A 25,587-nucleotide genomic window follows, 5' to 3' on the forward strand; every position below is an offset into this window, starting at 1 on the left:
CTTGTGATGTTGGAAACTTTTTCAGCGATTGAATAGGAGGTTGTAGGGCCAGTTAGGGTCAACTTGGGTAAAACCTTTGGTATTAAGCGGACGCATTAGGCTAGGTAAGTTTTGATATCAAATAGTGATAAATAAAAACTTAAATATCAAAATTTTGCATATACTTTTACCCGAATTTACCCAATTGCCCCGTAACTTTTGCTGCAATCAATATGCGCTTGAGGCAGGATTTTGCTATCGCCGTTATTGGAGTCTCAGCGTGAGTACATTCGCAATCGAGTAACGGTGTCATAACCAATAAGGAGACAGTTATGAGACGAGTAATAGTAGTATTGGGAGCAACTTTGATTGCGAGCTTTGTACAAGCCCATAGCCCAGAAATGATAGCGCAGCTCGAAGTTGCTGATGGGGCGAGATGTCCAAAGCGGCAAACGATTTTGCTAGGTAAAATGACATTAACTGCTGGAACCTTTAAATATTTACACAGTGAAGGAAGTAATGTTTGCACAAGTCCCAAGCAAAGTATTTCTGGTCGCATTACACCACAACTAGATTGTGGCCAGTTTGATGATTGGCGGCTTGCTTATGATATGGGTAATAAAATGTGTCAATCCCTACATCAAAATATGAAAGGCTTTAGTAATAGCTTAAAGCCTGATATGACAGTGTATCCACGCTTCGAAGGACCTTTTGAATTCAAAGGAGATCGCCATCACCAAGAATATGAGGCCGGTATGGGCGTGACTTTAGCATGTTATTTATGTGAGACTGTTACGGTTAACTAGGGCCTGTTAATACCAGAAGGGGCGGAAGCCCCTTTGTTGTAGATATTAAGCCGCGTTGGAGCAAGCTAAGATTTGTTCCAGTTGTGCAACTTTTTGAGAAAGAGGCACGGTATCGAGATTAGCGTCTTCTTGGCATTGAGTGAGTACATATTGTGCCGTGGTAACAATATTTCGAATACGCGGCTTTTTGGGCAGCGTTTTGATATTAAGATAGCGTTCAAGAGTACGCACTCGTAAGCGACCATCATCGATATTCACTTTCCATACTTTGCTTTCTTCCGCTAATTCGACACGAGTTTTGCCACTATTTTGCTCCCAAAGTGCCAAAGTGAGCGTCATCACCTCAACCATCAATAGTCTTGCGGCTTGTTCGTCAATGCTCGTATGTTTACTGTGCAATCCATGAGTGCCGGTGCGGGTGGTATAGCGAATAACGCAGTAAGTAACCAGCACACCTGCTAAAAATGCGATAAGCCCGATGAATATATGAGACACAATATTTGTCTCTGTTTGTTGCTTAGGTGCGGCCAAGACGTTAGCGCTTTGGAGGCGAAATTGATAAAGGTTCTCACTTTGTATACGACTACTTTTAAGCATGTCATTATAACGCTGTGCGGTCTCTACCGCTTCTTTATAAGCGTGTGTTTGTAGTTGGGACTGCAATAAAGCAATGTAAAATAACTCCGTAAGCTGACTATTTTGCTGATTATGTGCTTCAAGCCCCTGTTTAAGTAACGTTTGTGCTGTTAGGTTATCGCCCTCAAGCTGCTTGAGTTTGGCTTCAATAAGCAGTGCTCGCTGATCCACTTTACCGTGTTGAATTAGTTGCCGAGTGCGTTTGAATGAAGCGAGTTGCTGTTGTGCCAGAGTGATATGATTTTGAGCAATGGCAATTTCGGCCAATAATAAATAGGCTCGAGACAATTGAGTATAGGCACCGCTTTGTGTCAAAGGTTGAAGTAAATCTTCAATGATTTCAGTTGCTTTGTTGTAGTCGCGCTTTTTGTAAAATACCTCCGCGATGCTTAGCAAGGTGTGATTCGCTTTGACTTGGTCGCCAGCTTGCTGGTGGAGCGCATGGGCTTGACGAAACGAGAGAATGGCATCATCCAACTGATTAATATCCCTCGACACATTCCCTAAATTATTAAGTGTGATCGCTTGCCTCTGCAGGTCATTGGTTGCTTTCGCTATTTGGTAGCTTTCTAAAAATAAAGTAAGGGCGGTATCTAGATCTCCGAGTGCCTGATAAGCATTAGCTAAATCGTTTGCTGATTTACCCAGGAGTTCGTTTTGTTGCAACTTAGCCGCAAGCGTTTGCGCTTCGTGGAAGCTCTTAAGCGCTTGAATATAATTGCGCTGGCGATAACGATTAATACCACTTTGTCTTAACACCTGAAAGCGTTGGAGTGTGGTTAACTTCCATGTTATCAACTCATCCAGTATTTGATTGCTGAGCTTTATGTCACCCACTCGACGATACAAGCTAACAAGCTCAAGGTGTGCATCAAAAGCTTGGGCACCGTTGGGTTCAAGCGTTTCAAGATGTTGCTTACAAGACAAAATTTGGCTTGTGAGGTTAGCATTATTAGCACTTGGGCATTCTGAACCATGCGCCGGTAACACAACGAGCAGTAAAGCTAAAAGCAAAGGCATAAATATTAGTCTAGATACATTGTTTTTACATATTAATATAGTGGTAACAAAAAGTCGTGTCTGCCTTTAACAAATCTCAGGTTGACTATTTTTTTGGATTTCACAACTGGTTAGCAGCAAATGTTTAAATTTATCAGTATGACCAGACTACACTTGATACGGTCAGGCGGTTGCAGACAACGCATTAGATGGAGGCCAATATGCACACATATTAAGTGTGTATATTGGCTATCCTTTTAGCAATAAAAATACTCCAGCCAAAGCAATTAGGCCTCCAAACATCATAGACTTAGTAATCGCTTCTCTGCGCAGTAGCCCAATCGTCATGACCATGAGCGGTGCCGTTGCAAAGATGGTTTGTGCGATAGCGGGATCAGTATGATTAACGGAAATCAACTGTAGCCACAGCCCAATAAAGGTGCCAAAAAACACTGCAACGAATAACCAGTTTTTACCGTCGATTTGTTTAAGTGTGAGTGCTTTAAACAGGCTTTGTGATCGCAAACAAACAACAATAAAGGCCACAAATAGGGTGCCGGAGCCCAAGCGGATAAGTGCCGCCCACAAACTACTAATGCTTTCGTTATTTAGCGCACCTTTGGAAAGTACCATACCCGCCGCTTGGCAAATGGCAGCCGTGAGTGCAAAACAGACTCCCAAGAGATAGTGTTTTTTGTCTAGCACTGGCTGGCTTCTACTTGGCTTAATCGCCAGCATCACGCCAACGGTCGTCACTGCAATGCCGAGCCAAGCGGATGCGCTGAGATAAACACCAAGAAGTACAATATTTAAGATCCCCGCGATGGCAGGTGCAAGACTTTCAATAACCAAAGTGCGAGCAGGACCTATATTTCTAAGTGCGGCAAAGTAGGCGCTGTCACCAATCGCTATGCCCAGTACCCCACTGGCTATCAGCCAGCCCCAGCTCGAGAGTAAGGTCGGGTACATAGCATCACCTGCGATGAGCAAACACAAGATCATCAAAGCAGAAGCGATGACGCCTTTGCTGACGTTCAACTCAAATGGGCTAAGATGATGGCTAAATCGTTTGTAGAGTATAGTTGAGCCAGCCCATACCCCAGCCGCCGCAATCGCTGCCGCTTCGCCAATACCAATCATAAATACCAAGCTTCTTGTGTTTATTAATATGGTGGCAAGTATACATAAATTGAAATAATCAGTGAGAGGTGAGACATAAAATTATTACCGAAAATGTTTAGACGTCCATACATCTAGAGGTTGAAATTTTCCAGTTTTTGTCCATAATAATGCCATTCGATTAGTCTGGAGCAGCGCATGCCAATCACCGTCACCGACGAACTCCCAGCCATTGCCCAATTGCGTCATGAAAATGTGTTCGTGATGCCACAAAGTCGTGCATCAACGCAAGAGATCCGCCCAATGCGGCTCGCGATATTAAACTTGATGCCGAATAAGGTGGAGACTGAGGTGCAATTTATCCGATTACTGGCAAATACCCCTTTGCAGGTGAACGTTGATTTGTTGCGACTAGACACCCACCGTAGCTCTGTAAACTCAGAGCAACATCTAGATATGTTTTACCGCTATTTTTCGGATGTAAAAGAACAAAATTATGACGCTTTGATCGTCACCGGTGCGCCGCTGGCGCATCTTGAATATGACGATGTGGTGTATTGGCAGGAATTACAGGCGTTTTTTGATTGGGCTGAGCACCATGTTACTTCAACCCTGTTCTCCTGTTGGGCCGCACATGCCGGTTTGTATCACCATTATGGGTTAAAGCGAGCGCTCAAAAATGACAAACTGTGTGGCGTATTTAAACACCACTGCTACTTTGACCACGGGGCGCTCACTCGTGGTTTTGATGATGAGTTTTTGGTGCCACACTCGCGCTATGGCCACATCGACATCGATAAAATTAACGCGTGTAAAGACCTAGTAGTATTAGCGGGCTCTGAAAAAGTGGGCGCTTACTTAATTAAAAATCACTCAGGTAGCCAAGTATATATTACCGGTCATCCTGAATACGACGCCGATACGCTACAAAAAGAATATCTTCGCGATTGTGAAAAAATGGCCAACGCACCGCAGCCTGAGAACTATTTTCCTGAGAATGACACCAACAAACGTCCATCTAAGACATGGCAAAGTCATGCATTCTTGTTATTCTCAAATTGGTTAAACTACTATGTTTACCAAACCACACCTTATGATATTAACTTAGTTAGCCAAGATGTAAGGACTAACAATTATGCCGAATAATGTAGCCGTAAACGGTGAGCAAATAGCAGAGCAGCTTAAGCAAGCGATGCAGCAACGTATTCTGATCTTAGATGGTGCAATGGGAACCATGATCCAAAAGCATAAATTAGAAGAGCAAGACTATCGCGGTGAGCGCTTTAAAGATTGGCATGTCCTTATCAAAGGCAACAACGATCTGCTAAGTTTGACGCAGCCTGAGATAATCAAACAGATCCATCGCGATTATCTAGCTGCTGGCGCGGATATCATTGAAACCAATACTTTTAATGCTACCACCATCTCGATGGAAGATTATGACATGGCAAGTCTAAGCCGTGAGATTAATCTTGAATCGGCGAAGCTTGCACGTGCGGTATGTGATGAATTTACCGCCAAAGATCCTAGCAAGCCTCGCTATGTGGCAGGTGTGCTTGGTCCAACGTCAAAAACTTGTTCGATTTCTCCAGATGTAAACGACCCAGGCTTTCGCAATATCACTTTTGACAAGTTGGTTGCAGCTTATGTCGAATCAACGCTTGCTCTTATCGAGGGCGGTGCTCATCTTATTTTGATTGAGACTATTTTTGATACGCTCAACGCCAAAGCCGCGTCTTACGGTGTAGAAGAAGCGTTCGAGCAAGCGGGCGTCACTCTGCCTGTTATGATCTCGGGCACGATCACCGACGCTTCCGGTCGCACGCTATCAGGGCAAACCACCGAGGCGTTTTATAACTCCATTCGCCATATTAAGCCAATCTCTATCGGCCTCAACTGCGCGCTAGGCCCTGATTTATTAAGACAATATGTAGAAGAGCTGTCACGGGTTTGTGAGACCTTTACCTCTGTGCATCCAAACGCAGGGCTTCCTAACGAATTTGGTGAATACGACCTAGACGCCGACGACATGGCAAAAGAGATTATCGATTGGGGTAACGAAGGGTTTATCAATATTGTTGGCGGCTGCTGTGGCACTACGCCTGAACATATTCGCGCCTTCGCGAGAGGCCTTGCACAAACCCAGCCGCGTAGCTTGCCTAACATCGAAGTGCGGATGCGTTTGGCAGGTCTTGAAGCCTGTAACTTAAATTAGGAATTCACCATGACACAAACAGCAGTATTTACCAATGTCGGTGAACGTACCAATGTAACGGGATCGGCAAAATTTAAGCGCTTAATTTTAGAAGAAGATTACGAAACCGCGCTGGATGTTGCTAGAGAGCAGGTTGAAAGCGGCGCGCAAGTGATCGATATCAACATGGATGAAGCCATGTTGGACTCAAAAGCTGCGATGGTGAAGTTTCTTAATCTGATAGCGTCAGAGCCGGATATTTCTAAAGTTCCCATCATGGTCGACTCGTCTAAATGGGAAGTTATTGAAGCGGGCCTGAAATGTATTCAAGGTAAAGCCATTGTAAACTCAATCTCTTTAAAAGAGGGTGAGGCACCATTTATCCACCAAGCTAAAATCATTAAGCGCTTTGGTGCTGCTGTGGTGGTGATGGCATTTGATGAAGTTGGTCAAGCGGAAACCGCAGAACGAAAGTTTGAGATCTGTCAGCGTTCTTACAAAATCTTGGTTGACGAGCTTGGGTTTCCGCCAGAAGACATTATTTTTGACCCCAATATTTTCGCGGTCGCTACGGGTATCGAAGAGCACGATAACTATGCCGTAGAATTTATCGAGGGCACGCGCAAAATTAAACAAAACCTGCCGCACTGTAAAGTGTCAGGGGGCGTATCGAACGTTTCTTTCTCTTTTCGTGGTAATAACCCGGTGCGTGAAGCGATCCACTCTGTGTTTCTTTACCATGCGATTAAAGCGGGCATGGATATGGGGATCGTCAATGCCGGTCAGTTAGCCGTGTATGACGATATTCCAAAAGAGCTCCGTGATGCCGTTGAGGATGTGATCCTCAATACCGACGCCGGTGCTGGCGAGCGATTGGTTGAAATCGCGCCTAAATACTCGGGCATGGCGCAAGCCGAAAAACAGGAAGATTTAGAGTGGCGTTCTTGGCCAGTTGAAAAACGCTTGGAGCACGCCTTAGTTAAAGGGATCACCGAGTTTATCGACGAGGATACCGAGGCCTGTCGGCAACAGTTTGATAAGCCAATTCAAGTGATTGAAGGGCCACTGATGGATGGCATGAACGTGGTTGGCGACTTGTTTGGCGCGGGCAAAATGTTCCTGCCTCAAGTGGTGAAATCTGCTCGAGTGATGAAGCGCGCGGTTGCCTACCTCGACCCTTACATTGAGGCCGAAAAAGAAGAAGGCTCAAGCAACGGTAAAGTGATCATGACCACGGTTAAGGGCGATGTACACGACATTGGTAAGAACATCGTGGGCGTGGTACTGCAATGTAATAACTACGAAGTCGTGGACTTGGGTGTGATGGTGCCGGCAGAGAAAATTCTGCAAACGGCCATTGACGAAAACGCTGATGTTATTGGTCTGTCTGGTCTTATTACGCCATCCCTTGATGAAATGGTGCATGTTGCGAAAGAAATGACGCGTCGCGGCTTTGATATTCCTCTACTCATTGGTGGTGCAACCACATCGAAAGCACATACGGCGGTTAAAATTGAACCTCAGTACGACAAAGGTGTGATTTACGTCAACAACGCCAGTCGTGCGGTTGGTGTGGTATCTAGCCTGTTAAGTAAAACCCAAAAGCCAGAGTTTTTAGCAAAAACCGCGGACGAATATGTCAAAGTACGGGAGCAGCAGGCGCGTAAAAAGCCACGTTCAAAACCGGTTACCTTGGCGCGAGCTCGCGATAATGCGGTAAAACTTGATTGGCAAAGCTACACGCCACCGGTGCCAAATAAGTTGGGGATCACCGAGTTTAAAGACGTGAGCATTAAAACGCTACGTGATTATATCGACTGGACGCCATTTTTTATGACCTGGTCATTGGCCGGTAAATATCCACGTATTCTAAAAGACGAAGTGGTTGGTGAAGAGGCGCAAAAACTGTTTCATGATGCCAATGTCATGTTAGATCAGTTAGAACAAGCGGGTACTTTGCAGCCACTGGGTGTGATTGGGTTGTTCCCTGCTAACCGCGTGGGTGATGATATTGAAATTTATACCGATGAGTCGCGTAGCGAAGTCTTGGTTACGTCATGTCAGCTGCGTCAGCAAACCGAAAAAAACGATTTCCCTAACTATTGTTTGTCGGATTATATTGCACCTAAAGGCACGCCTGATTATTTCGGTGCATTTGCCGTCACTGGTGGTCTTGAAGAAGATGACTTAGCGGACGCATTTGATGCCAAGCAAGATGATTACAACAAGATCATGATTAAAGCGGTCGCAGATCGCTTAGCCGAGGCATTTGCTGAATACTTACATGAGCAAGTGCGTAAAGTGCACTGGGGATTTGCGGCGGATGAAGCGCTAAGTAACGAAGAACTTATCCGTGAAAACTATCAAGGGATCCGTCCAGCGCCAGGGTATCCTGCGTGCCCTGAACACACAGAGAAACAAAAAATTTGGAAGCTGTTAGATATCGAAAACCGTATCGGTATGAAGCTGACTAGCTCATACGCCATGTGGCCGGGAGCAGCGGTGTCGGGTTGGTATTTCTCGCATCCAGATTCTAAGTACTTTGCCGTTGCGAGTATTCAAAGAGATCAAGTAGAAGACTATGCTGCGCGTCAAGCTATGTCGCTAGAAGAAGCGGAGCGTTGGCTTGGTCCTAACTTAGGGTATGAATAGCGCATATTGATGCCTAAAAATAGGCCTCACTAACGCGAGGCCTATTTTGCTGAACTTTTTATCGGCAAGTATCTCCTCTAGCCGATTTACATCCACCACCATTTTCGCAAGACATATGAAAATGGCTTGCAGTAGGATCTTCCCAGATAGATCCGTTTGCACCATTCACTAGAGGTGTCATTTTATTATCTAGGCGGTTAGAAGTTGCAAGTTGTTTAATTGATTTTTTATTTAATTTTATGTTTAACATTTTAATTTCCTTTTGCTTTGTTGTTAATTTAGAAACTAAATGTTTTTTTCATTTACGTCAAGCATAATTTTGTTCCTTAAATTCGGACTCAAGTCTGGCTACTTACCTGTGTGCTAGCAGTAAATCCAAATTCATTAGAATATGTTGTTTAGTGGTTAACAGAGCGCGCTAAATTCAAGTATACTGATTTGAATAACTGTTAATAATAAGGCTTTACTCAACAATGAAGATGAAGTGGCTGTCTTCACTCCTTTTTATTTCCAATCTCTGTTGGGGGAGCAATCAGCTGGTTGTTGATATAATCAGTAGCGAAAATTTCAGTCAGCGTTATGAGCACTTTCTTGCGGGTCGTGATGTCTTAGACGTTGATTCTTTTTTCCCAACCACCAAAGGTTCTCATGTTGAAATCATCGAAATGGTGCTATTACAGCAGGCCCTGTTTCTTGGTGGTGAAACACGTAAAGTCGTATTTAATCCAAAACCTTCGGTGAATATTCTAGAGTTTTCTGATCTGATCGCTGGGGAAAGCTTAATCCTTGCTCGCAGTGTTTGGCATGAAAATATCGTGGACTATCGCGGGTCATTATTTATCTCAGATCCGCTTGTTGAAGTTGGAGATTACGAAGCTGGGCTTTACGTCACCAAGCGTAATGTCGCACTGCAGCAAACGCCGCTTTCACAGCTTCGGCAGCTGAATGTGGTATCTAACCCGCAATGGGAAGTGGATTGGCGTGCCTTGATGAATACAGATTTACACATGGTGAGCTTTATTGGCCCGTGGGAAACCATGTTGGCAATGGTAGAAAGTGATGTCGTCGACACTATGTTGATTAATTTTAGCGTGAGTGATTCTTTAACTTTAAATTTTGAAGGTAAAGAATATGTCCCAATCGAAAATATTAAGGTTGTCTTGCCAGACTCTCGGCATTTTGTCGTCAGTAAAAATCATCCTGAAGGCGTGCAAATATTTGCGGCACTCAATCGTGGGTTAAAAATCCTTAAACGACGAGGCGTGATTAAACGGGCGTTGACAGAGTCCGGTTTTATCAACAAAAAAGTAGCGAATTGGCAGGTAGCTAACGCTGAAATGCTGGTGGGAGGAGACTAATGCAGCCAGCTGTGGTATCGCTTTGCATATTGGTGAGTGGGCTAATTACATTTTGTGGTTTTGCTTACGAATCATCGGAACAAATACAGCGCAATTTAAATGCGCTACAAGTGTCGGCTGAACAAGATTATGACTTGTCTTTGTTACCGGACATCAGAGCGCTGCGAGAGCAAGCGCGTACGCAAGGTAATAAGCCGCTGCAAATCAAAGCATTACTGTTAGAAGGTAGTATAGTTCAGCATTTTGGTGATTTTGAAGATGGTCTGGACTTGCACCAACAAGCGTTGCAGTTGGCCGAAGCCGATAACAATACGTTTTTAAAGGCAAACACCTATCTCGCCATCGCTCACCTTGATATTGACTTAGAGAGCTATGAATTAGCGCAGCGCTATTTGGATAAAGCGTCAGTACTGGCTGAGCAAATTGATGATAATGCCCAGATAAAAGCCGATATCAGTTTATGGCAGTCGCGCTTGAATATGGATAAGGGCGCTTATCGTTTAGCGCTTAAGTCTTCTTTCGTACCAGAGAATTCAGGTATTCGACAGGAGACACTAGCGCAATTAAAGCTCACACGCTCTTGGGCTCATTTACAGCTCGGTGAATATTTATCAGCCAAACAAATTCTAGATGAGTTAGACAATGCAGGTTATTTGGTTCAAAACCAAAGAATGCGGATTATGGCAGCGGTGCAGCGTGCCAGAGTGGCTTTACAAAGTGGTGATTTTGCAACTTCAATCGATTTAGCTCAGGCAGGGCTGAGAGATACACTCGGCACACGTTTTTTACTTTTTCAATCTCAGTTGCAATGGATACTGGCTTCAGCTTATGCCCAGCTTGGAGACTATCAGCAAGCGCATCGTTATTTAAAACGCTATGCCGTTACCGAGCAGTCACTGAATTTGCAAAAGCGTAATAACAAACTGCTGAAGCTAGAAGCGCAGTATTCTCTCGCGCAACAAAAGCAGGCGCTTAATGAGCTTGAGCGAGATAATGCTCAGCAGGCAAAGCAAATTATGGCGCATCAGCAACAGATAGAAAACGCAAGATTAAGCCAGCAACGTTGGTTATTGATAGCCTTGCTGGTGTTTACTTTAGTGCTGGTTTTTTATTGGCGCTGGCAAAATCGCCGTTACACCAAGCTGTTAGAGAGTCAGGTTGCGCAGCGGACCGAGGAATTAGCGGAGCGAAACAAGCGGTTGCAAACCCTTAGTTTCACTGATAGCTTGACTGGACTGAGTAATCGGCATCATTTTTTTAGCGTGATTGATGGCACCATTGAAGTGTACAGGCAAAAGTGGCAAATTCCGCAAACACAACAGAATGCCGATTTAATTTTTGTGATTGTCGACATCGATCACTTTAAAAGTATCAATGACAGATTTGGTCATGCCGCAGGAGATATCGTGTTGCAAGACTTTGCTGAAATCCTTAAGCAATGCACTCGAGAGTCAGATATTCTAGTGCGCTGGGGTGGGGAAGAGTTTTTGCTGGTGATGCCAGATATGGACAGAGCGGCTGCGCACGAAGTGACAGAGCGGATCCGTCGCCAAGTGGAGAGCTATCCATTTGTGGTGAACGATCAAACTATCAACTGTACTTGTTCAATTGGTTTTGCTCCGTTCCCGTTTGATCCAACACAACCAGATAAGCTTAGCTGGGAGCATGTGTTGGAGTTAGCCGACGGTGGTTTATATCTTGCGAAAGAATCTCATCGTAACGCTTGGGTTGGAGTCCATACCGGAAGCGAGGAAATGCAAAGTCCGGCAGAGCACGTGGTGCAAAACCTACGCTCATATTTACAAGCGGGCAAATTAAAAACGTGGTCAAATTTATCCGATCTTATTTATGCTTGTAATACCCGATAAGCGAATTCGGTTGTTTGGAGACATCCAGTTTAGGTGTATCATCTTGAACAAGATAGAATAATAAAGCGTTATAGTTTTGCTGCCGATTGAAGCCTTCATCCCCGAGATCATTTCCACTTTAACCAATGATAACCGTCTGGTATTACAGGCCGAACCCGGCGCAGGTAAGTCGACCTTAGTGCCGCTGCGTTTACTGCAAGCTGATATTTTTTCAGGTAAAAAAATAATTATGCTTGAGCCACGTCGTGTGGCGGCAAAATCTATTGCGACCTATTTAGCCAAACAGCTGGGAGAATCGGTCGGCGAGCGAGTAGGCTATCAAATTCGAAACGAGCAACGTGTTTCATCCAACACCCGCTTGGAAATCGTCACCGAAGGCGTATTGACTCGCCGTCTTCAAGCGGATCCTGAACTCAGTGATGTTGCACTTATTATTTTCGATGAATTCCATGAGCGTTCGATTCATGCGGATTTAGCTTTAATGCTCGCGTTTGAAGTGCAACAAGCGTATCGCGACGATCTCAAATTACTGGTGATGTCTGCAACGATAGACACCGAGCTTTTATCGAATTATTTGGATGGCGCACCAAGGTTATCTTGTCCTGGTAAAACTTATCCAGTTGAAATTGAATATGTCGGTAAAGCGAGTCGTTACTTGGCAGATCATGTGTTAAGTGCGCTGCGCCATGCTTTCACTCTACAAAGCGATGGCGATGTATTGGTATTTCTCCCCGGGCAGGCTGATATTCAGCGCTGCATTCAGGCGTGCCAAGAGCTTGAACAAAGTAATGTTGAGCTTCTGCCTTTGTACGGCGGATTACCCTTATCTGAACAAGAAAAGGTGCTCAGTAAAAGCGCCAGTGCATCAAGACGTGTTATTTTTGCGACCAATATTGCTGAGACCAGTTTGACCATAGCCGGGATCACTATGGTTATAGATTCTGGCCTTGAAAAACGCTTAACCTATGACGTTAAAAGCGGTCTCTCGCGGCTAGATACGGTGATGATCTCAAAGGCATCAGCAACACAACGTGCAGGACGTGCAGGTCGTCTACAAGCGGGCCAGTGTTTACGTCTTTGGCGCGAAAGTGAGCATAATAATTTAAGTGACTTTCAGCCAGAAGAAATAACCACCACTGACCTTTCTGACTTAGCGTTAGAGCTAAGTGCGTGGGGAGTGACACAATACAAGGACGCGAATTGGCTAACACCGCCACCGATGCAACATTTTTCGGTGGCCTGTCAATTGAATCAGTCGCTTGGCTTGGTCGATGCGCATAATAAAGTGTTAACTGCTGGGCAGCGTGCACTACAACTGGGTGTTTCGCCTCGTCTTGCCAGCATGCTACTGCGATGTGAGACGCCAATTGCGCAACAACTAGCTTGTTTTTTGGCGGCAATATTGAGCGAGCGCGATATTGTAGTACAAGCCAACACAAGCGATATATTTGAGCGAGTATTGGCGTTGATTGAGTTTGTGCAAGACCGTACCCGTACCGCCAAAGCATATCGTTTGCACAGAGCTGCCGCAGAGCAGGCCGTAAAATTGGCCAAATCATTTGCACACAAACTAGGAGTTAGGCTCAAGAGTGAAGCAATCACCCTTGTAGATATTCAAACCTTAGTGCCCACTTTATTGCTCCATGCCTTTCCTGACAGAGCTGCGCAAAAACGTCCTCAAGGGGATAACCGCTACTTGCTTGCGAATGGTCGGGGGGTAACATTACGTGACGGAGATCCGCTGCAAGGTCAGACCTATTTGATTGTTTGTGATGTGGATGGCAAAAATAAGGATGGCTTAGTATTTCTAAGCTGCGCAATCGAAAAGGGCACATTACTTGAGCAGCTAGCGCCATACTTGAGTGAGGCGGTGCAGTATCAACTGGATAGTAAAAAAGAAGCGGTTCAGGGCCGGCAACAAGTTAAATATCATGCTCTGGTATTAAAAGAGCAAAATCTGAGTCAGATCCCCAAAGAAGCGTTTGCCCAATGTGTAAGGGATATCCTCACATCGGAAGGGCTTGGTATACTCAATTGGTCGGCAAAAAGTCACGCTTGGCTCGCTCGAGCTAAATGGTTAAGTGAGCAGCTAGATACCTTCCCACTGATATCTGAGGCAAGTTTGATAGCGCAGCTTGATACTTGGTTATTGCCCTATTTGACGGGCGTAAATACTATCAAACAACTGAAGCAACTGGATATTTTTAACCTGCTTCAAGCGACACTCACTTGGGAGCAGCAACAGCAACTCGAAGCGCAAGCACCTGAGTTTTACACCACGCCAAGCGATAAGCGAGTCGCGATCCGCTACGATGAGCACCAAGGGCCAACCGTTTCTGTGGTGTTACAAGAAATGTTTGGTCAATTGACGTCGCCAACGCTCGCCAACGGCCAAGTCCCGGTACGATTTGAGCTGCTATCTCCAGCGAAAAGGCCAATCCAAACCACCAGTGATTTAAGCAACTTTTGGCAAACTTCTTATTTTGAGGTGGCCAAAGAAATGCGTGGTCGATATCCAAAACACAGATGGCCTGATAAACCGCTTGAGGAAAAGCCTGGCCGCTCCATCAAACCGAGAGGAAAATAGGCTTGTAAAGAAGTCATAATGGCTATAACGTGAGCAATCTAATAATATAAAGGAGTGTGAAATGCGGTCTATTATGGCGTTCATTTTATTGGGCTTATTTGTTGTTCAGCCAACTTATAGCGGTGAGTTTGAAGTGCTTTATCAATCTGACACAGCAAAAGTCGTCAGAGATAAAAGTTATGGCACAAACATTGGGATCTTTGCAACGAAAAGGGGAGTGGTGATCATTGACCCTACAACTGAAGATGCGGATTTGCCAAAGCTCAATGATTTGATACAGAATAGCTTTCAGACCGAGAAAAAATACCTGCTAAACACACATAGTCATTCGGATCATACTGGTGGTAATGCTTTTTTCCAACAGCAAGGTTTTACACTTATTGACAGCCCGCAAGGGTTAAAGGAGCTTTGGGTGATAAAGCATACTCAAGCCGTTTCACATACCGCCAATGACAACATCCTCTATCATCCTACAAGCAATATTTTGTTTACCGGAGACATTTACACCACAAACTGGCATCCAACATTTTATGCCGGGGGCTTAACGGGTTTTAATAAAGCGGTCGATTTGATTTTGTCGATTGGCGATCAAAATACGTTGATAGTGCCAGGTCATGGCAAACCTACATCGAAAAGAGAACTCGAACAACATAGAATTCAAACATTCGCTTGGGTTGAGCGGGTTAAAATTTTGAATCAGGCGGGTAAGTCGGTTGAGCAAATAAAGAACGATGCTAAGATCAAGCGCTTATTAGCGCAGTTTAATCTTGAAGGGCGACAACCTTTTCTTCCAGAGCGGGCGCTTACCCGTTTTATTGAGCGCACTATTACCGTGTTAGGGCAAGCGAATAAAGCTTAATAAAACTGCTAAAAGGCTGAGGCTGATATGCAAACAAAAAGTGGAAAAATAGCGTTATATTTTCTGTTAGCCATCCTTGTGGTAATAAGTTGGTTGCCAGAGTTTAATACCGCCATGATGGCCTTTATTGATGATGCGCTACTGCAGTCTTCGCTTGTCTATGCTTCAGCACGTACGGTAAATGGCGCTATTTCTTTGCTGCAATCTGCCGAGGTTGGGATTGGTGTTGCAAGCATTCAGCCTGCGCAGCTACTCGATCCTATCAATGATTTAGCCGAATACATTTCTGATGTGATGCAACTAGCCATTGGCTCTTTGTTTATACAACGTATTCTCTACACTATTTCCACTCATATTTTATTCAGTGTTGCTTTTACCGTCACCGTAATTGGGTATTTCGTGTGTTGCTATCTAGGACTTTGGCAAACGGTAAGGACTAAAATATTAGCCACGATGCTACTGATCCGTTTTGTGGTTCCGTTTGTAATTCTATCGACGGGTCTCACTAGTCAACTGTTACTGGACCAAGAAATAAATAAACAAAGTGAAGTGGTGTCGAGCAGTGTTGACCTCTTTCAATCTCAAGCTACAAAGACCAGCACACAAAGTGTAAAAATAAAGGCTCAAATCGCCAGTCAAAAGCAAAGCCATAGTGAGCAAATAGCGCTATTGACGAAACAACAGATCCGTCTTCATGGTGAAGCGACCGAGCTACATGCTGAAATTACCGCTTTGGAAGGTGATATTGAAGCGGCTCAAGCGAACCGAAGTTTATCCGAGTGGCTAACATTTACCAAAAGTGAAGAGGCTAAGCCACTGATTGAAAAGCAGCAGCGATTGGCCAGCGATAAAACAAAACTCGACACTGAAATAGCGCTTATCAATAGAGAAAAAGATCAACATCAACACGCAATCGAAAAGCTCAATGAGCAGCTTCACGGTAGCAATGAGGGGACGCTAAGCCGAGCAATTAAAGCGGTTTCTAGTGGTATTAGCGATATGCTCGATGCTGCTGAGTCACTTTTTATAGACTTCTTAAACGTGGTATCGCTTTTGGTACTGAAGTTAGTATTGATGCCGCTGTTATTTTTCTATTTGGCGAGTAAAACCTTTAAAGCAATTTGGCGATTATAGTATTAGAGTCTAAGAATACCTCCACGTATATAGACATAAAATATAGTTCAATAGGGCCAGTGCTAATATGATTAGCATCATACTTAAAGACTTCTATAGAGTTTTAGAATTCGGTGGTCGGTGTTAAATAATTGACATTGGAATTGAAATAGGTACGATTTAAAATTAGTCAGTTTTTATTGCTTTTAAGTTGTTTTAGGTAATTTCTGAGCAGGTTGAAATGTAATAAGAGCTTGGCTGTTGCGGTTGATATACCCGTCTTAACATGTAAATGAAACACCCCATAGGCTTTGTGGGCTGAATAAAAAGGAAATTAAAATGATAAAATATATTTTTTCAGTTTTGCTATTAGCACCTGTTTTTTCAATTGCTGCTGAAGCGAATAATGTTGAAGTAAATAACAAACAAGCAAAAACTTACGACTCAACAAAGTTTTGCTACTACGCAGATAAACAATTCTCTGAAGGCGCAAAACACTATATCGGCGATGTCGTGCAGCGTTGTGTTAGACGCGGGGACAATATCTTGATCTGGAAGACACTCTAGTTTGCTGTAAACTTCGCGACCTATCATAGGTGCGCAGCTTACATCGGTTGTACACCTCTAACTATGATCAAGTTAAAGCGTAACTAAGAGTTACTTTCTAGACTTCCCATTCATTATTTACTTCAAAAATTCCCAGAAAAGCTCTGCCACAGTCCCACTGTTGGGAAAGAAACACAAACAAAAAATTAAAAAATACAATAAATCAATAGGTTAACTTTGGCATAGATGTCGCTTTTACGTATAAAAAATTAATACAGTGAAGCGATGGATATTAAAACGACTCTGACAAAACCACCTGTCAAGGCTTTTAGGTGGCGATTAATTGTGACTGTCACCCTAATTATACTCTTTGGTATGTTGTTCTTACCGGACAGGCATCAGCTAGATGTTGAAACACTCAAGTTTGCCTCTATTCAATCCGGGACAATAGAATTTAGTGTTAAAGGCTATGGCCGATTACGCTCAAAGATCAGTAGAGAGATCACAACTGCATTTGCAGCGCAAGTTGAAACCGTACTGCATCTTCCTGGCAGCAGGGTAGAGCCAGACACCGTTATTTTACAGTTAACCAATCCTGAGTTAACTCAGCAACTCCACCGAGAAAGACTGGTACTCGCTAGGTAAAAAGCCAATGTTGAAGCATTAAGGCTAAGCCAAGAAAGTGAGCGATTAGTATTAAAAGGACAAAATACCCTACTCAGCAGTGAGCTTGAAAATGCCAAATTGCGAGAGCAGGCTGAGCGCCAATTAGTCACTCAAGGCATAGTTTCAAGCTTAGATCATCAGCGCTCAATCTTAACGGTCGCCCAGTTAAGCGAGCGAGTAAAACTTGCTCAGCAGCAACTTAGCCAAACCAGTGCTTTACACAAGCAAAGAATTGAGATTGAGCTAGAGCTATTAAAAGAATATGAGCTGAGCTATCAGGTCGCGCTTCAGGCGGTGGAGCAATTACAAGTTACAGCGGGGATCAGCGGCATGTTGCAGCAAGTACATGTCAGTCAAGGTCAAGCAATTACACGCGGGCAGGCGCTAGCTGTGGTGGGTAGTGAGCGAACTTTGGTAGCCGACTTAATGGTGCCAGAGCGAGAAGCAAGCGAGATTATCTTAGGTCAACGAGCGCTAGTAGACACCTTTGTTGGTCAGGTTGAGGCTAAGGTTAGCCGCATTGTGCCCATCGTACAAGACGGGCGTATTGCGATAGAACTGACATTACTTGGAGAGCTGCCAAGCAATGCTCGCCCACTTTTGACTGTTGAAGGGCAAATTTTTACAGCAAAAAAGACCGCCGCACTTTCACTGATTAAGCCACCGCGTGTAACTCCACAATCTCATAGTCAATTATTCGTTTTAGATAAACAAAACAACATGCTTATCAAAAAAAGTTTTAAGTTTGGTAAACTAGCCGGCAATGCCATAGAAGTACTTGAAGGCGGTTTATCCGGTGAGCAAGTGGTGGTGTCAGAAATGTCTGACTACCAGCACCTAGAAAAAATAACAATTAAATCACTCAATCGGTAAAGGAAGAACAAATGGACAAGACAATTTTGGCATTACATCAAGTGAGCAAAGTGTTCTTTGGCGAGGATGTTGAAACTCACGCCATTAGCAACATTAACCTTGAAATTGAAAGGGGCGATTACGTTGCGATAACTGGTCCGTCAGGATCGGGAAAATCCACTCTATTGAGCATTCTTGGACTATTAGATGACATCACTTCGGGCAGCTATCGCATCCAAGATATAGAAACCAGTACGCTAGACGCAGACACGCAAGCAGAGCTGCGTAATTTGCATATCGGTTTTGTCTTTCAGTCATTTAATCTACTCGATGGGTTAACGGTATTTGATAATGTGGCTTTACCGCTTCAATATCGTGAGCCTGCGCTTGCGACTGACGAAATTGAGCGCCGTGTGATGGGTGCACTTAAGCAAGTTGAAATGTCCCACCGAGCAAAACATAAACCAAACCAACTATCTGGTGGCCAGCAGCAGCGAGTGGCTATTGCGCGTGCGCTTGCAGGCGAGCCAAGTATTTTATTAGTCGATGAACCAACTGGAAACCTCGATTCTAAAAATGGTGATGCGGTAATGGCCTTGCTGGGGGAGTTGAATAGTCAAGGCACAACCATTTGCATGGTGACGCACGATATTCGCTATGCAGGTTATGCCAAGCGGCAAATTCAGCTTTTAGATGGTGTACAGGTTTCATCAAGCGTTGCAAAACGCGATATTTGTACTGCGGAGGTGGTGTAATGGGGTTTTTGCAATTTCGGCGTCAACTAGGGCTGGCAATTAAAAGTTTGGTTCAGGTGCCGAATTTTTGTATCACATTAGTACTGACGTTGGCACTCGCGTTAAGCTGTTTTTTTGTCGCATTGAGTCTATTTAGTGGCTTTTTTATTAAGCCGCTTGAGATTGAAGATGAATCAAGATTTGTGGTAGTAGAACAAAAAAACGTATATCAAGATAGGATGTCTGAAGGGTTGCAAAGCTTTCAAAATATGCTGAACTGGTATCAGAGTCCCTCCATGTATGAAAAGCGAGCTTTGATCAGTAGCTTTTCCGATGTGGTTGAAAATCTAGCTGGCAAACCAAAGCTTACGCTGACTTTTGCAAGTTCGGATTATTTTAGTATGGTGAAAATGCCGCTAGCACTGGGGCGATACCTAACGCCGACGAAAAGCATTAGCCAGAAAAATCCAGAGGTCATTATTTCCTATAAACTTTGGCAACAATACTTCAATGGTGATGACAGTGTGCTTGGGGAGAGTCTGCGGATTGTTGGCAGACTGTACACCATCGTCGGTGTTGCTGCACGTACGCATGTTGATCCTTACTTTTTAAGTGAAGGAAATGGGGCGCTGTGGCTTAGTTTCTCTGAAGATGAGCGATTTTTTGGTGATCAGCGCGGCGAGTATCATCCGTGGAGTAGCAGACTAAACAACTTGAAGTTACTGGCGATATTACCAGTCAATAGTGGTCAGGATATCCTCGCAGAGCAGCTATATCAAAATGCTCAACTGCACCAAAGCGAATGGAAATCGGCTGACGAAGCGTTACTTGATATTGAACCTATAGTACGTTCCTACCGTGACGTAGAACTGGCGGGACATGACAAGCTTGCCATTATCGTATTGTTGAGTGTGTCATGCTTGGTACTCATCGCAATTTTTAATGTAAGTAATTTGTTTATCTCTCGAGCTCACACCATCCAGCAGCAACTGGCCTTACAAGCTATGCTCGGTGCAAAGCGTAAGCTGTTGTTTCGTGGAATCTTACTAGAAGCGCTGTTATTGGTGTCAAGCGCTGTGCTGGTGGGGTTATTTATCGCCGCGTGGGAGCTGAGGTTAGTTAAATCGCTCACCAGTGGTTATTTGCCGCTGATTGACACTTTAAGCTTAGATACCACGGTGCTGCTCAGTGCTATCCTAACCGTGCTGTTATTAGCTTTATTGTTTGCGTTTGTCACCTCACGCATGATTGATTTTAGCCAACTTAAGCAAAGCATGCAGTCGTCAGGTAAGGGTAGCGTAAAAGCGGTACGCACAACGACGACAAAAACACTGGTTGCGGTACAGCTGTTTTTTACCACTGTGCTGGTGCTTGGGGCGACCTTAGTGCTATGTAAAAGCGCCGATACTTTGCTTAGACCGCTCGGAACAAAGTTGGATAATATGTATAGCGTGATGCTGCATATTCCCGCAGATCCCACTCCATTTCCCGCGCGTTACGCCAATATTGAAGGATTCAAACTCGCGTTGGCTAACATTCAGGGCGTGTTAGGCGTCGCCCATGGAGAAAGTCCATTACAAAGCGATGTCCCTGTGGTTGCTATGCAGGATATGGCGGGTGAATGGACACCGAGCATGGTTAGAGGTAACGTTGGGGCGGATTATTTTGCATTAACTGGGCTTGAACTCGTTGCAGGACGCACGTTTAGCGAGGCTGCAATTCGAGGCGAAAAGGAAGAGGCTATTGTCTCTTCAGCCGCGGCACAGGCGTTAAAACCGGGCGGTGATGTGATTGGTGAAACGTATTTTATTTTTAACCCAGATGTACCTGCTGAAATCGTAGGTATTTCAAAAAACTTCAACCATCCTAAACGTCATCATGAGCTTCAAGGTAAAGCGGTTTGGCTACCTGCGCTGCCTTTGGGTTATCCATTTATGATAGAAATGGAATCGGGAGCATCACTTACTCGCGCTCAGATCCAAAATGCCATCAGCACCGTGAATGGTCAGGCGGGAATATGGCGTTTTTCAAACTTAACAAAGACATATCAAAGCATTACCTATTTGGAGCGTTTGACTTTATTGCTAAGCTTTGCGCTTTGTGGTTTTTGTTTATTGTTATCTGGGGTGGGCATATATGGCGTGCTTAACTATAGCTTTCAACAAAGACGCTACGAGTTTGGGATGCGAATGGCACTTGGTGCCAAAAGACACCGCTTATCTCGGTTGTTATTGTCAGATACCATCGCACCCATGCTAGTGGCGATGTTGGCTGCCATTATGGTTGTTGCGGGATTTTATATGAGTGTTTCGTCAGATTGGTTGTTGGCAAAATCTAGCTGGTTGCTTGTGGTGATTGTTACCATGTTGGCTTTTGCGTTAGCCACGGCGATTTACCCAATGAGACAGTTAATAAACTCGACACCAATGCGTGCATTAAAACATTAAAGTTTGGGCGTAAGCCCATACAAAATATGAGTAGGAAGTGATGACGCCAGTTTTAATCATCGACGACAACCCTGACGTGCGAATGTCAGCCACCATAGTGCTACAAAGTCATGGTTTTATGAGCCTTGAAGCTGCACACCCAGATGAAGCCAAAGCTTTGTTATCAGAGCAGCCTGTTGCGCTTATTTTGCTTGATATGAACTTCAATAGAGATACCACCTCAGGAAAAGAAGGACTGCAATTTCTTAGTTGGCTGAGACAAGCGCAAATAAGTGTGCCTGTGGTGGTTATTACCGCATGGGCCAAAGTTGAGCTTGCGGTCCAAGCAATGCAGCTGGGCGCATGTGACCTTATTGAAAAACCTTGGCAAAACCAGCGACTGCTGAACACTGTTAGACGCTACACCAAAAGTGCTGAAGCGCTATCGTCATCACATGAACCACACGCAGGCAATAACGCAACCACTCAGTTATTTCAGCAAGCTCAGCGCGTTGCAAAAACCAATGCCAATGTGCTTATTTTGGGAGAAAATGGCTGCGGAAAAAGTCAGTTGGCTAAATATATTCATGATACTAGCTGTCGCTCTGAGCACGCTTTTGTGAGCGTAAATATGGCCGCTATTCCAACAGAATTATTTGAAAGTGAGTTATTTGGCCATCGTAAAGGCGCATTCACCGATGCAAAAGCAAACCGCACTGGGCGGTTTGAAATGGCTGAAAATGGCACTTTGTTTTTAGATGAAATCGGCAGCTTGCCGCTGCCACTTCAGGGTAAGCTATTACGCGTGCTCGAAACGGGTGAATATGAAGTCGTGGGAGATTCTGAAACGCGCCGCAGTAACGCGCGGATTGTTTCTGCCACTAATACGGATTTGTCAGAAGCGATTAACGCAGGGCAGTTTCGTCAGGACTTACTTTATCGCTTAAATACGGTGGTGCTAAAGGTACCGCCACTCAGAGCGAGATTAGCAGAGCTGCCAAACTTAGCTGCCCATTTTTTAACGAAACACACTAGGTGCCATGGTAATGATACCGGACGGGAGCGCACGCTAACCACTGCGGCGCTAGACAAATTATTAAGTTACAGCTGGCCTGGCAATATTCGTGAGCTATCTCATGTCATTGAACGAGCGGTGATCTTAGGACTTCAGCCTGAAATAACTGCGGATGATATTGAGCTTGAGGAAGGTGTACCAGAGCAAGAGATCCCACTTTTGAGCCTTGAAGAAGCCGAAAAACGCATGATTGCAAGAGCGATCCGCCATTTCGATGGCAATGTAGTGGCCGCTGGAGAGTTTTTGGGCTTGAGTAAATCTGCAATTTATCGACGCCTAGAAAAGCATGATATTAGCCCAAAGGCAGAGCTTGATGGCTAAGCTGGCATCACTTGAGCATAAGTTATTGGTGGGCTTTGCGATACCTATAAGCACACTTACTATGCTCGCGCTTGGGATGATCTGCTATTTTGAGCTTACGCTGTTAAGTGCAATCACTTTGTTGCTCGGTGTGATGATCCCCTCTGTATTCGCACTGAGTTACGGTTATCGGGCAGTAATGCAGGTGCTTGAAAATTTGGCTGTCCAGTTGGATGGTGTAACCAACGAGGAGTTTGGTGTCTGGCAGTTAGCGCAGTACCGTAAGGGCCGGGTTGAATTGCTCAAGGCCGAGCTCAAAGAAGCTGCCAAGCGATTACAGCAAAAGCGTCAAGAATATGGTCAAAATGAAGCTTTTGTATTTAATTTTATTAGCGAACTCACCCTGCCAATTGTGGTACTTGATGGGCATCATCATGTGTATTTTGCCAATCATGCCATGAATACCGTGTATCCAGAGCAGGTGTTACATGGTGCACATGCGAAAGCACTGGCGCTTCAGTATGTGGATGAACAGTGGCAGCATACGCAGCACATCTCTCGATTTAGCATTGCGGCTCATAAACTATATCGGGGGCAGCGGGTCTATCAATTACTGGTGTTTTTCTCGGTGGAGCAAGCGCTGCGAGATAATGAAAAGCAGGTATGGCAAAAGCTACTGTCGGTGCTCAATCATGAAGTGCGAAACACCTTAACTCCGGTCTACTCAATGGCGCAATCTCTACAACAAGATGGCAATATCATTTCACCTGAGATGCAGCAAACTATGCTCGGTGTAATAGAAAGCCGTGCCGCTCATTTACAGCAATTTGTTGCAAACTACGCACAAGTAGCGCAGCTTCCACCCGTTGATATGCAAAGCATTGAGGTAGAGTTGCTGGTATCGCGCTGGCAAGCTTTATTTCCCGGTGTTGAGATAAAGGTGCTTTATATAGGTTTGGTTTATTGTGATGAAGCTCAGCTAACGCAGGCTATGATCAACCTTGTCAATAATGCCGAGCAAGCGAATCAATCTGCGGGGAATGATGGCATAACACTAACCATAGATAAACCAAAAAATTGGCGATTTACCCTAGCAGATAACGGCGCAGGTATCGCCAATCCAGATAACCTTTTTGTACCATTTTATTCCACTAAACCAAATGGCTCGGGTATCGGCTTGGTGTTGAGCCGGGAGCTTATTCGTAATCAGCAAGGGGAATTGCATTTAGCGAATTTATCGGACAATAAAGGGGCTCAAGCTGTGGTTACTTTGCTTTCGCGTTAATAATAAGTGGTGATAACTTGGTCGTTATCACCACTTAGCAGGTCTAATCGTCGAGTGTTTTTTTAATGAACAGACCCGCCATAGAGATATCAGTAGAATGTGTCATGGGCGCATTCTCAAGTCCCACAGCGCTTAACACGCCATTTTGAATGGTTAAGTCTTGGAAACTGGCGGAACGTGCGGTGCTAGTGGTTTCAACAGCAATATCGGCTAGGTTTTCAAGGTTGATTTCCCCAATAAACGCCTTGCTATGTTCAACCCAGCTATTTGTGTCCACTTGTACACCACCAGTATGGCCGTACACAAATAATGTGCCGTTGCTGATCTTTACTCCACGTAGCACATCTTCTTTATCTAAGTCATACCAATAACGCTCGGCAGCCCTTTCACCATGGTAAACTTTTACTAAACCAATATCCCATTCGCTTGAATATCTTGTTCTACCCGTTTTGCTGCGACGTGCCGATACACCAACAAATACACTGTCTTGATGTACTTGAACATCCTCCACTAACGATGAGTCAGTATCACTGATAAATTGTTCATTGAGTTGTTCACCGTCTACATTAAAGGTTTTTACAATCATGTGCATCGCACTTTGATCCGTGTTATCGGGTATCGCATGGTTGGTCGAAAATTTATGATTGTAGGCAGGAATTGCATCAGTACTAATATGTTGCACTGTGTATAAAAATCCGTTCTCAGAGAGCGCCATTTCAATTGCTTCAGAAGCACGCGAGCTGTTAGCCCAGTAACGAATATCAATCAGCTTTTGCCACTTAAGTTGGAGGTTTACGTCGTATTTCGCAATCTTTTGACCTCCGTTGTTATAACTGACGTACAAGTTGTTGTCATGGCAGGAGAATTTTACATTGTTAAAGCGCCACCATGTAATGCTAGTTTGCGTGTATGGAATTTCACTCAATGGATTGTCTGTCGGAATAATAGTGAATGGCTTTTTAAGCCAAGCACTCTTATCAGCTGGGATATCATATTTAACGTCCATTGATAACGCCTTCATTTCAGCACTTTGTAGCAAAGTACCAGAGCCATCGTAGCGTTCAAGTTGTACACTGAACCGATCAGTATCTTCACGTTTAAATCTGCCTATGACGTATTCTCCTGAGTCAAAAACACAGGCATCAACAAATCCTTCTTGCGTTTGTTCATATTGATAAGTTTGGCCATCTAGGTTCGTGATCGCATAAAAACCTTCTTTATTACCTAGTTCTTCAACACTTGATGTTTCTCCGAGCACTAATAGTTTGTTGTCTTTTAAGTTGAAGACGCGCTCCAAAGTCGTGGTGTAACCCAAGTTGCTCGAGTAAACATGATTGTTTTGGTCCAGTGCCGTGATATTGAGTTTGTTTTCTGTGGGAGAGGGTGGTGGCGTGACCGTTTTGGGCGGTGGTGCTTGGTCTTGTGAGTCAGTTGAAGAGCCACCGCAACCAGTTAGTAGGGTAATAGTTGCAACTGCAATAGTTAATCCTAAACGCATAGTAAAATCCTTTCAAAAGTGAATCAAAGAAGTAG

The 25,587-nt window shown here is 44.3% G+C and carries 20 protein-coding genes; 16 read left to right on the forward strand and 4 right to left on the reverse strand.

The window, feature by feature from the left end:
* Window positions 1-311: 311 nt before the first annotated feature.
* Complete coding sequence (locus PPIS_RS01545) at window positions 312-785, forward strand: hypothetical protein (protein WP_010369538.1); 474 nt, start codon at window positions 312-314, stop codon at window positions 783-785.
* A 45-nt stretch (window positions 786-830) separates the two neighbouring features.
* On the opposite strand, the gene PPIS_RS01550 is transcribed toward PPIS_RS01545, so the two are convergent.
* Together PPIS_RS01550 and PPIS_RS01555 are read right to left on the reverse strand one after the other, a co-directional pair.
* Entirely contained in the window at window positions 831-2,441 is a 1,611-nt protein-coding gene (locus tag PPIS_RS01550) for a tetratricopeptide repeat protein (protein WP_010369536.1), read from the reverse strand.
* Window positions 2,442-2,669: 228 nt separating this feature from the next.
* On the reverse strand, window positions 2,670-3,560 hold the full coding sequence (locus PPIS_RS01555; RefSeq protein ID WP_010369532.1) for a DMT family transporter: 891 nt from the start codon (window positions 3,558-3,560) through the stop codon (window positions 2,670-2,672).
* A 177-nt stretch (window positions 3,561-3,737) separates the two neighbouring features.
* Here PPIS_RS01555 and PPIS_RS01560 point away from each other — a divergent pair, with 177 nt between their 5' ends.
* From PPIS_RS01560 to metH, 3 genes are read left to right on the forward strand one after another with little or no spacing between them, the layout of a single operon-like run.
* A complete protein-coding gene (locus PPIS_RS01560; protein WP_010369529.1) occupies window positions 3,738-4,685 on the forward strand; it encodes a homoserine O-succinyltransferase in 948 nt (315 codons plus the stop codon).
* Complete coding sequence (locus tag PPIS_RS01565) at window positions 4,675-5,754, forward strand: homocysteine S-methyltransferase family protein (RefSeq protein ID WP_010369528.1); 1,080 nt, start codon at window positions 4,675-4,677, stop codon at window positions 5,752-5,754. Before PPIS_RS01560 ends, PPIS_RS01565 begins: the two co-directional genes overlap by 11 nt.
* 9 nt (window positions 5,755-5,763) lie before the next feature.
* Window positions 5,764-8,385: a methionine synthase gene (gene metH, locus PPIS_RS01570; protein ID WP_010369525.1), complete on the forward strand. Its 2,622-nt coding sequence runs from the start codon at window positions 5,764-5,766 to the stop codon at window positions 8,383-8,385.
* 58 nt (window positions 8,386-8,443) lie between these two features.
* On the opposite strand, the gene PPIS_RS01575 is transcribed toward metH, so the two are convergent.
* Window positions 8,444-8,635 (reverse strand): hypothetical protein, encoded by a 192-nt coding sequence (locus tag PPIS_RS01575; RefSeq protein WP_010369522.1) that lies wholly within the window; start codon window positions 8,633-8,635, stop codon window positions 8,444-8,446.
* Window positions 8,636-8,858: 223 nt separating this feature from the next.
* On the opposite strand from PPIS_RS01575, the gene PPIS_RS01580 reads away from it, so the two are divergent.
* From PPIS_RS01580 to PPIS_RS01630, 12 genes are all read left to right on the forward strand, one after another.
* Window positions 8,859-9,743, forward strand: coding sequence for a type 2 periplasmic-binding domain-containing protein (locus PPIS_RS01580; protein WP_010369519.1), 885 nt, complete (start codon window positions 8,859-8,861; stop codon window positions 9,741-9,743).
* A complete protein-coding gene (locus PPIS_RS01585; protein WP_010369517.1) occupies window positions 9,743-11,611 on the forward strand; it encodes a GGDEF domain-containing protein in 1,869 nt (622 codons plus the stop codon). Before PPIS_RS01580 ends, PPIS_RS01585 begins: the two co-directional genes overlap by 1 nt.
* Before the next feature lie 76 nt (window positions 11,612-11,687).
* Window positions 11,688-14,198, forward strand: a complete 2,511-nt coding sequence (gene hrpB, locus PPIS_RS01590) for an ATP-dependent helicase HrpB (protein ID WP_010369514.1) — start codon at window positions 11,688-11,690, stop codon at window positions 14,196-14,198.
* Window positions 14,199-14,259: 61 nt separating this feature from the next.
* Complete coding sequence (locus PPIS_RS01595; RefSeq protein WP_010369511.1) at window positions 14,260-15,057, forward strand: MBL fold metallo-hydrolase; 798 nt, start codon at window positions 14,260-14,262, stop codon at window positions 15,055-15,057.
* Window positions 15,058-15,084: 27 nt separating this feature from the next.
* Entirely contained in the window at window positions 15,085-16,191 is a 1,107-nt protein-coding gene (locus tag PPIS_RS01600; RefSeq protein WP_010369508.1) for a hypothetical protein, read from the forward strand.
* Between the two features lie 318 nt (window positions 16,192-16,509).
* Window positions 16,510-16,737: a DUF1496 domain-containing protein gene (locus PPIS_RS01605; RefSeq protein ID WP_010369505.1), complete on the forward strand. Its 228-nt coding sequence runs from the start codon at window positions 16,510-16,512 to the stop codon at window positions 16,735-16,737.
* A gap of 324 nt (window positions 16,738-17,061) precedes the next feature.
* A complete protein-coding gene (locus PPIS_RS25260) occupies window positions 17,062-17,361 on the forward strand; it encodes a hypothetical protein (RefSeq protein WP_248694122.1) in 300 nt (99 codons plus the stop codon).
* Window positions 17,362-17,460: 99 nt separating this feature from the next.
* A complete protein-coding gene (locus PPIS_RS25265; protein ID WP_019647282.1) occupies window positions 17,461-18,255 on the forward strand; it encodes an efflux RND transporter periplasmic adaptor subunit in 795 nt (264 codons plus the stop codon).
* Between the two features lie 11 nt (window positions 18,256-18,266).
* Window positions 18,267-18,989, forward strand: coding sequence for an ABC transporter ATP-binding protein (locus PPIS_RS01615; RefSeq protein WP_010369501.1), 723 nt, complete (start codon window positions 18,267-18,269; stop codon window positions 18,987-18,989).
* A complete protein-coding gene (locus tag PPIS_RS01620; protein WP_010369499.1) occupies window positions 18,989-21,415 on the forward strand; it encodes an ABC transporter permease in 2,427 nt (808 codons plus the stop codon). Before PPIS_RS01615 ends, PPIS_RS01620 begins: the two co-directional genes overlap by 1 nt.
* Window positions 21,416-21,455: 40 nt before the next feature.
* The gene (locus PPIS_RS01625; protein ID WP_010369496.1) at window positions 21,456-22,790 is read left to right on the forward strand and encodes a sigma-54-dependent transcriptional regulator; all 1,335 of its coding nucleotides are present in this window, start codon (window positions 21,456-21,458) and stop codon (window positions 22,788-22,790) included.
* Window positions 22,783-24,054, forward strand: a complete 1,272-nt coding sequence (locus PPIS_RS01630; protein ID WP_010369493.1) for a sensor histidine kinase — start codon at window positions 22,783-22,785, stop codon at window positions 24,052-24,054. The genes PPIS_RS01625 and PPIS_RS01630 overlap by 8 nt, the downstream gene beginning before the upstream one ends.
* A gap of 43 nt (window positions 24,055-24,097) precedes the next feature.
* Here PPIS_RS01630 and PPIS_RS01635 read toward each other — a convergent pair whose 3' ends face one another.
* Window positions 24,098-25,552, reverse strand: a complete 1,455-nt coding sequence (locus PPIS_RS01635) for a hypothetical protein (protein WP_010369491.1) — start codon at window positions 25,550-25,552, stop codon at window positions 24,098-24,100.
* Between the last annotated feature and the right edge of the window lie 35 nt (window positions 25,553-25,587).

It is taken from the genome of Pseudoalteromonas piscicida, assembly GCF_000238315.3.
Taxonomy (GTDB): domain Bacteria; phylum Pseudomonadota; class Gammaproteobacteria; order Enterobacterales; family Alteromonadaceae; genus Pseudoalteromonas; species Pseudoalteromonas piscicida.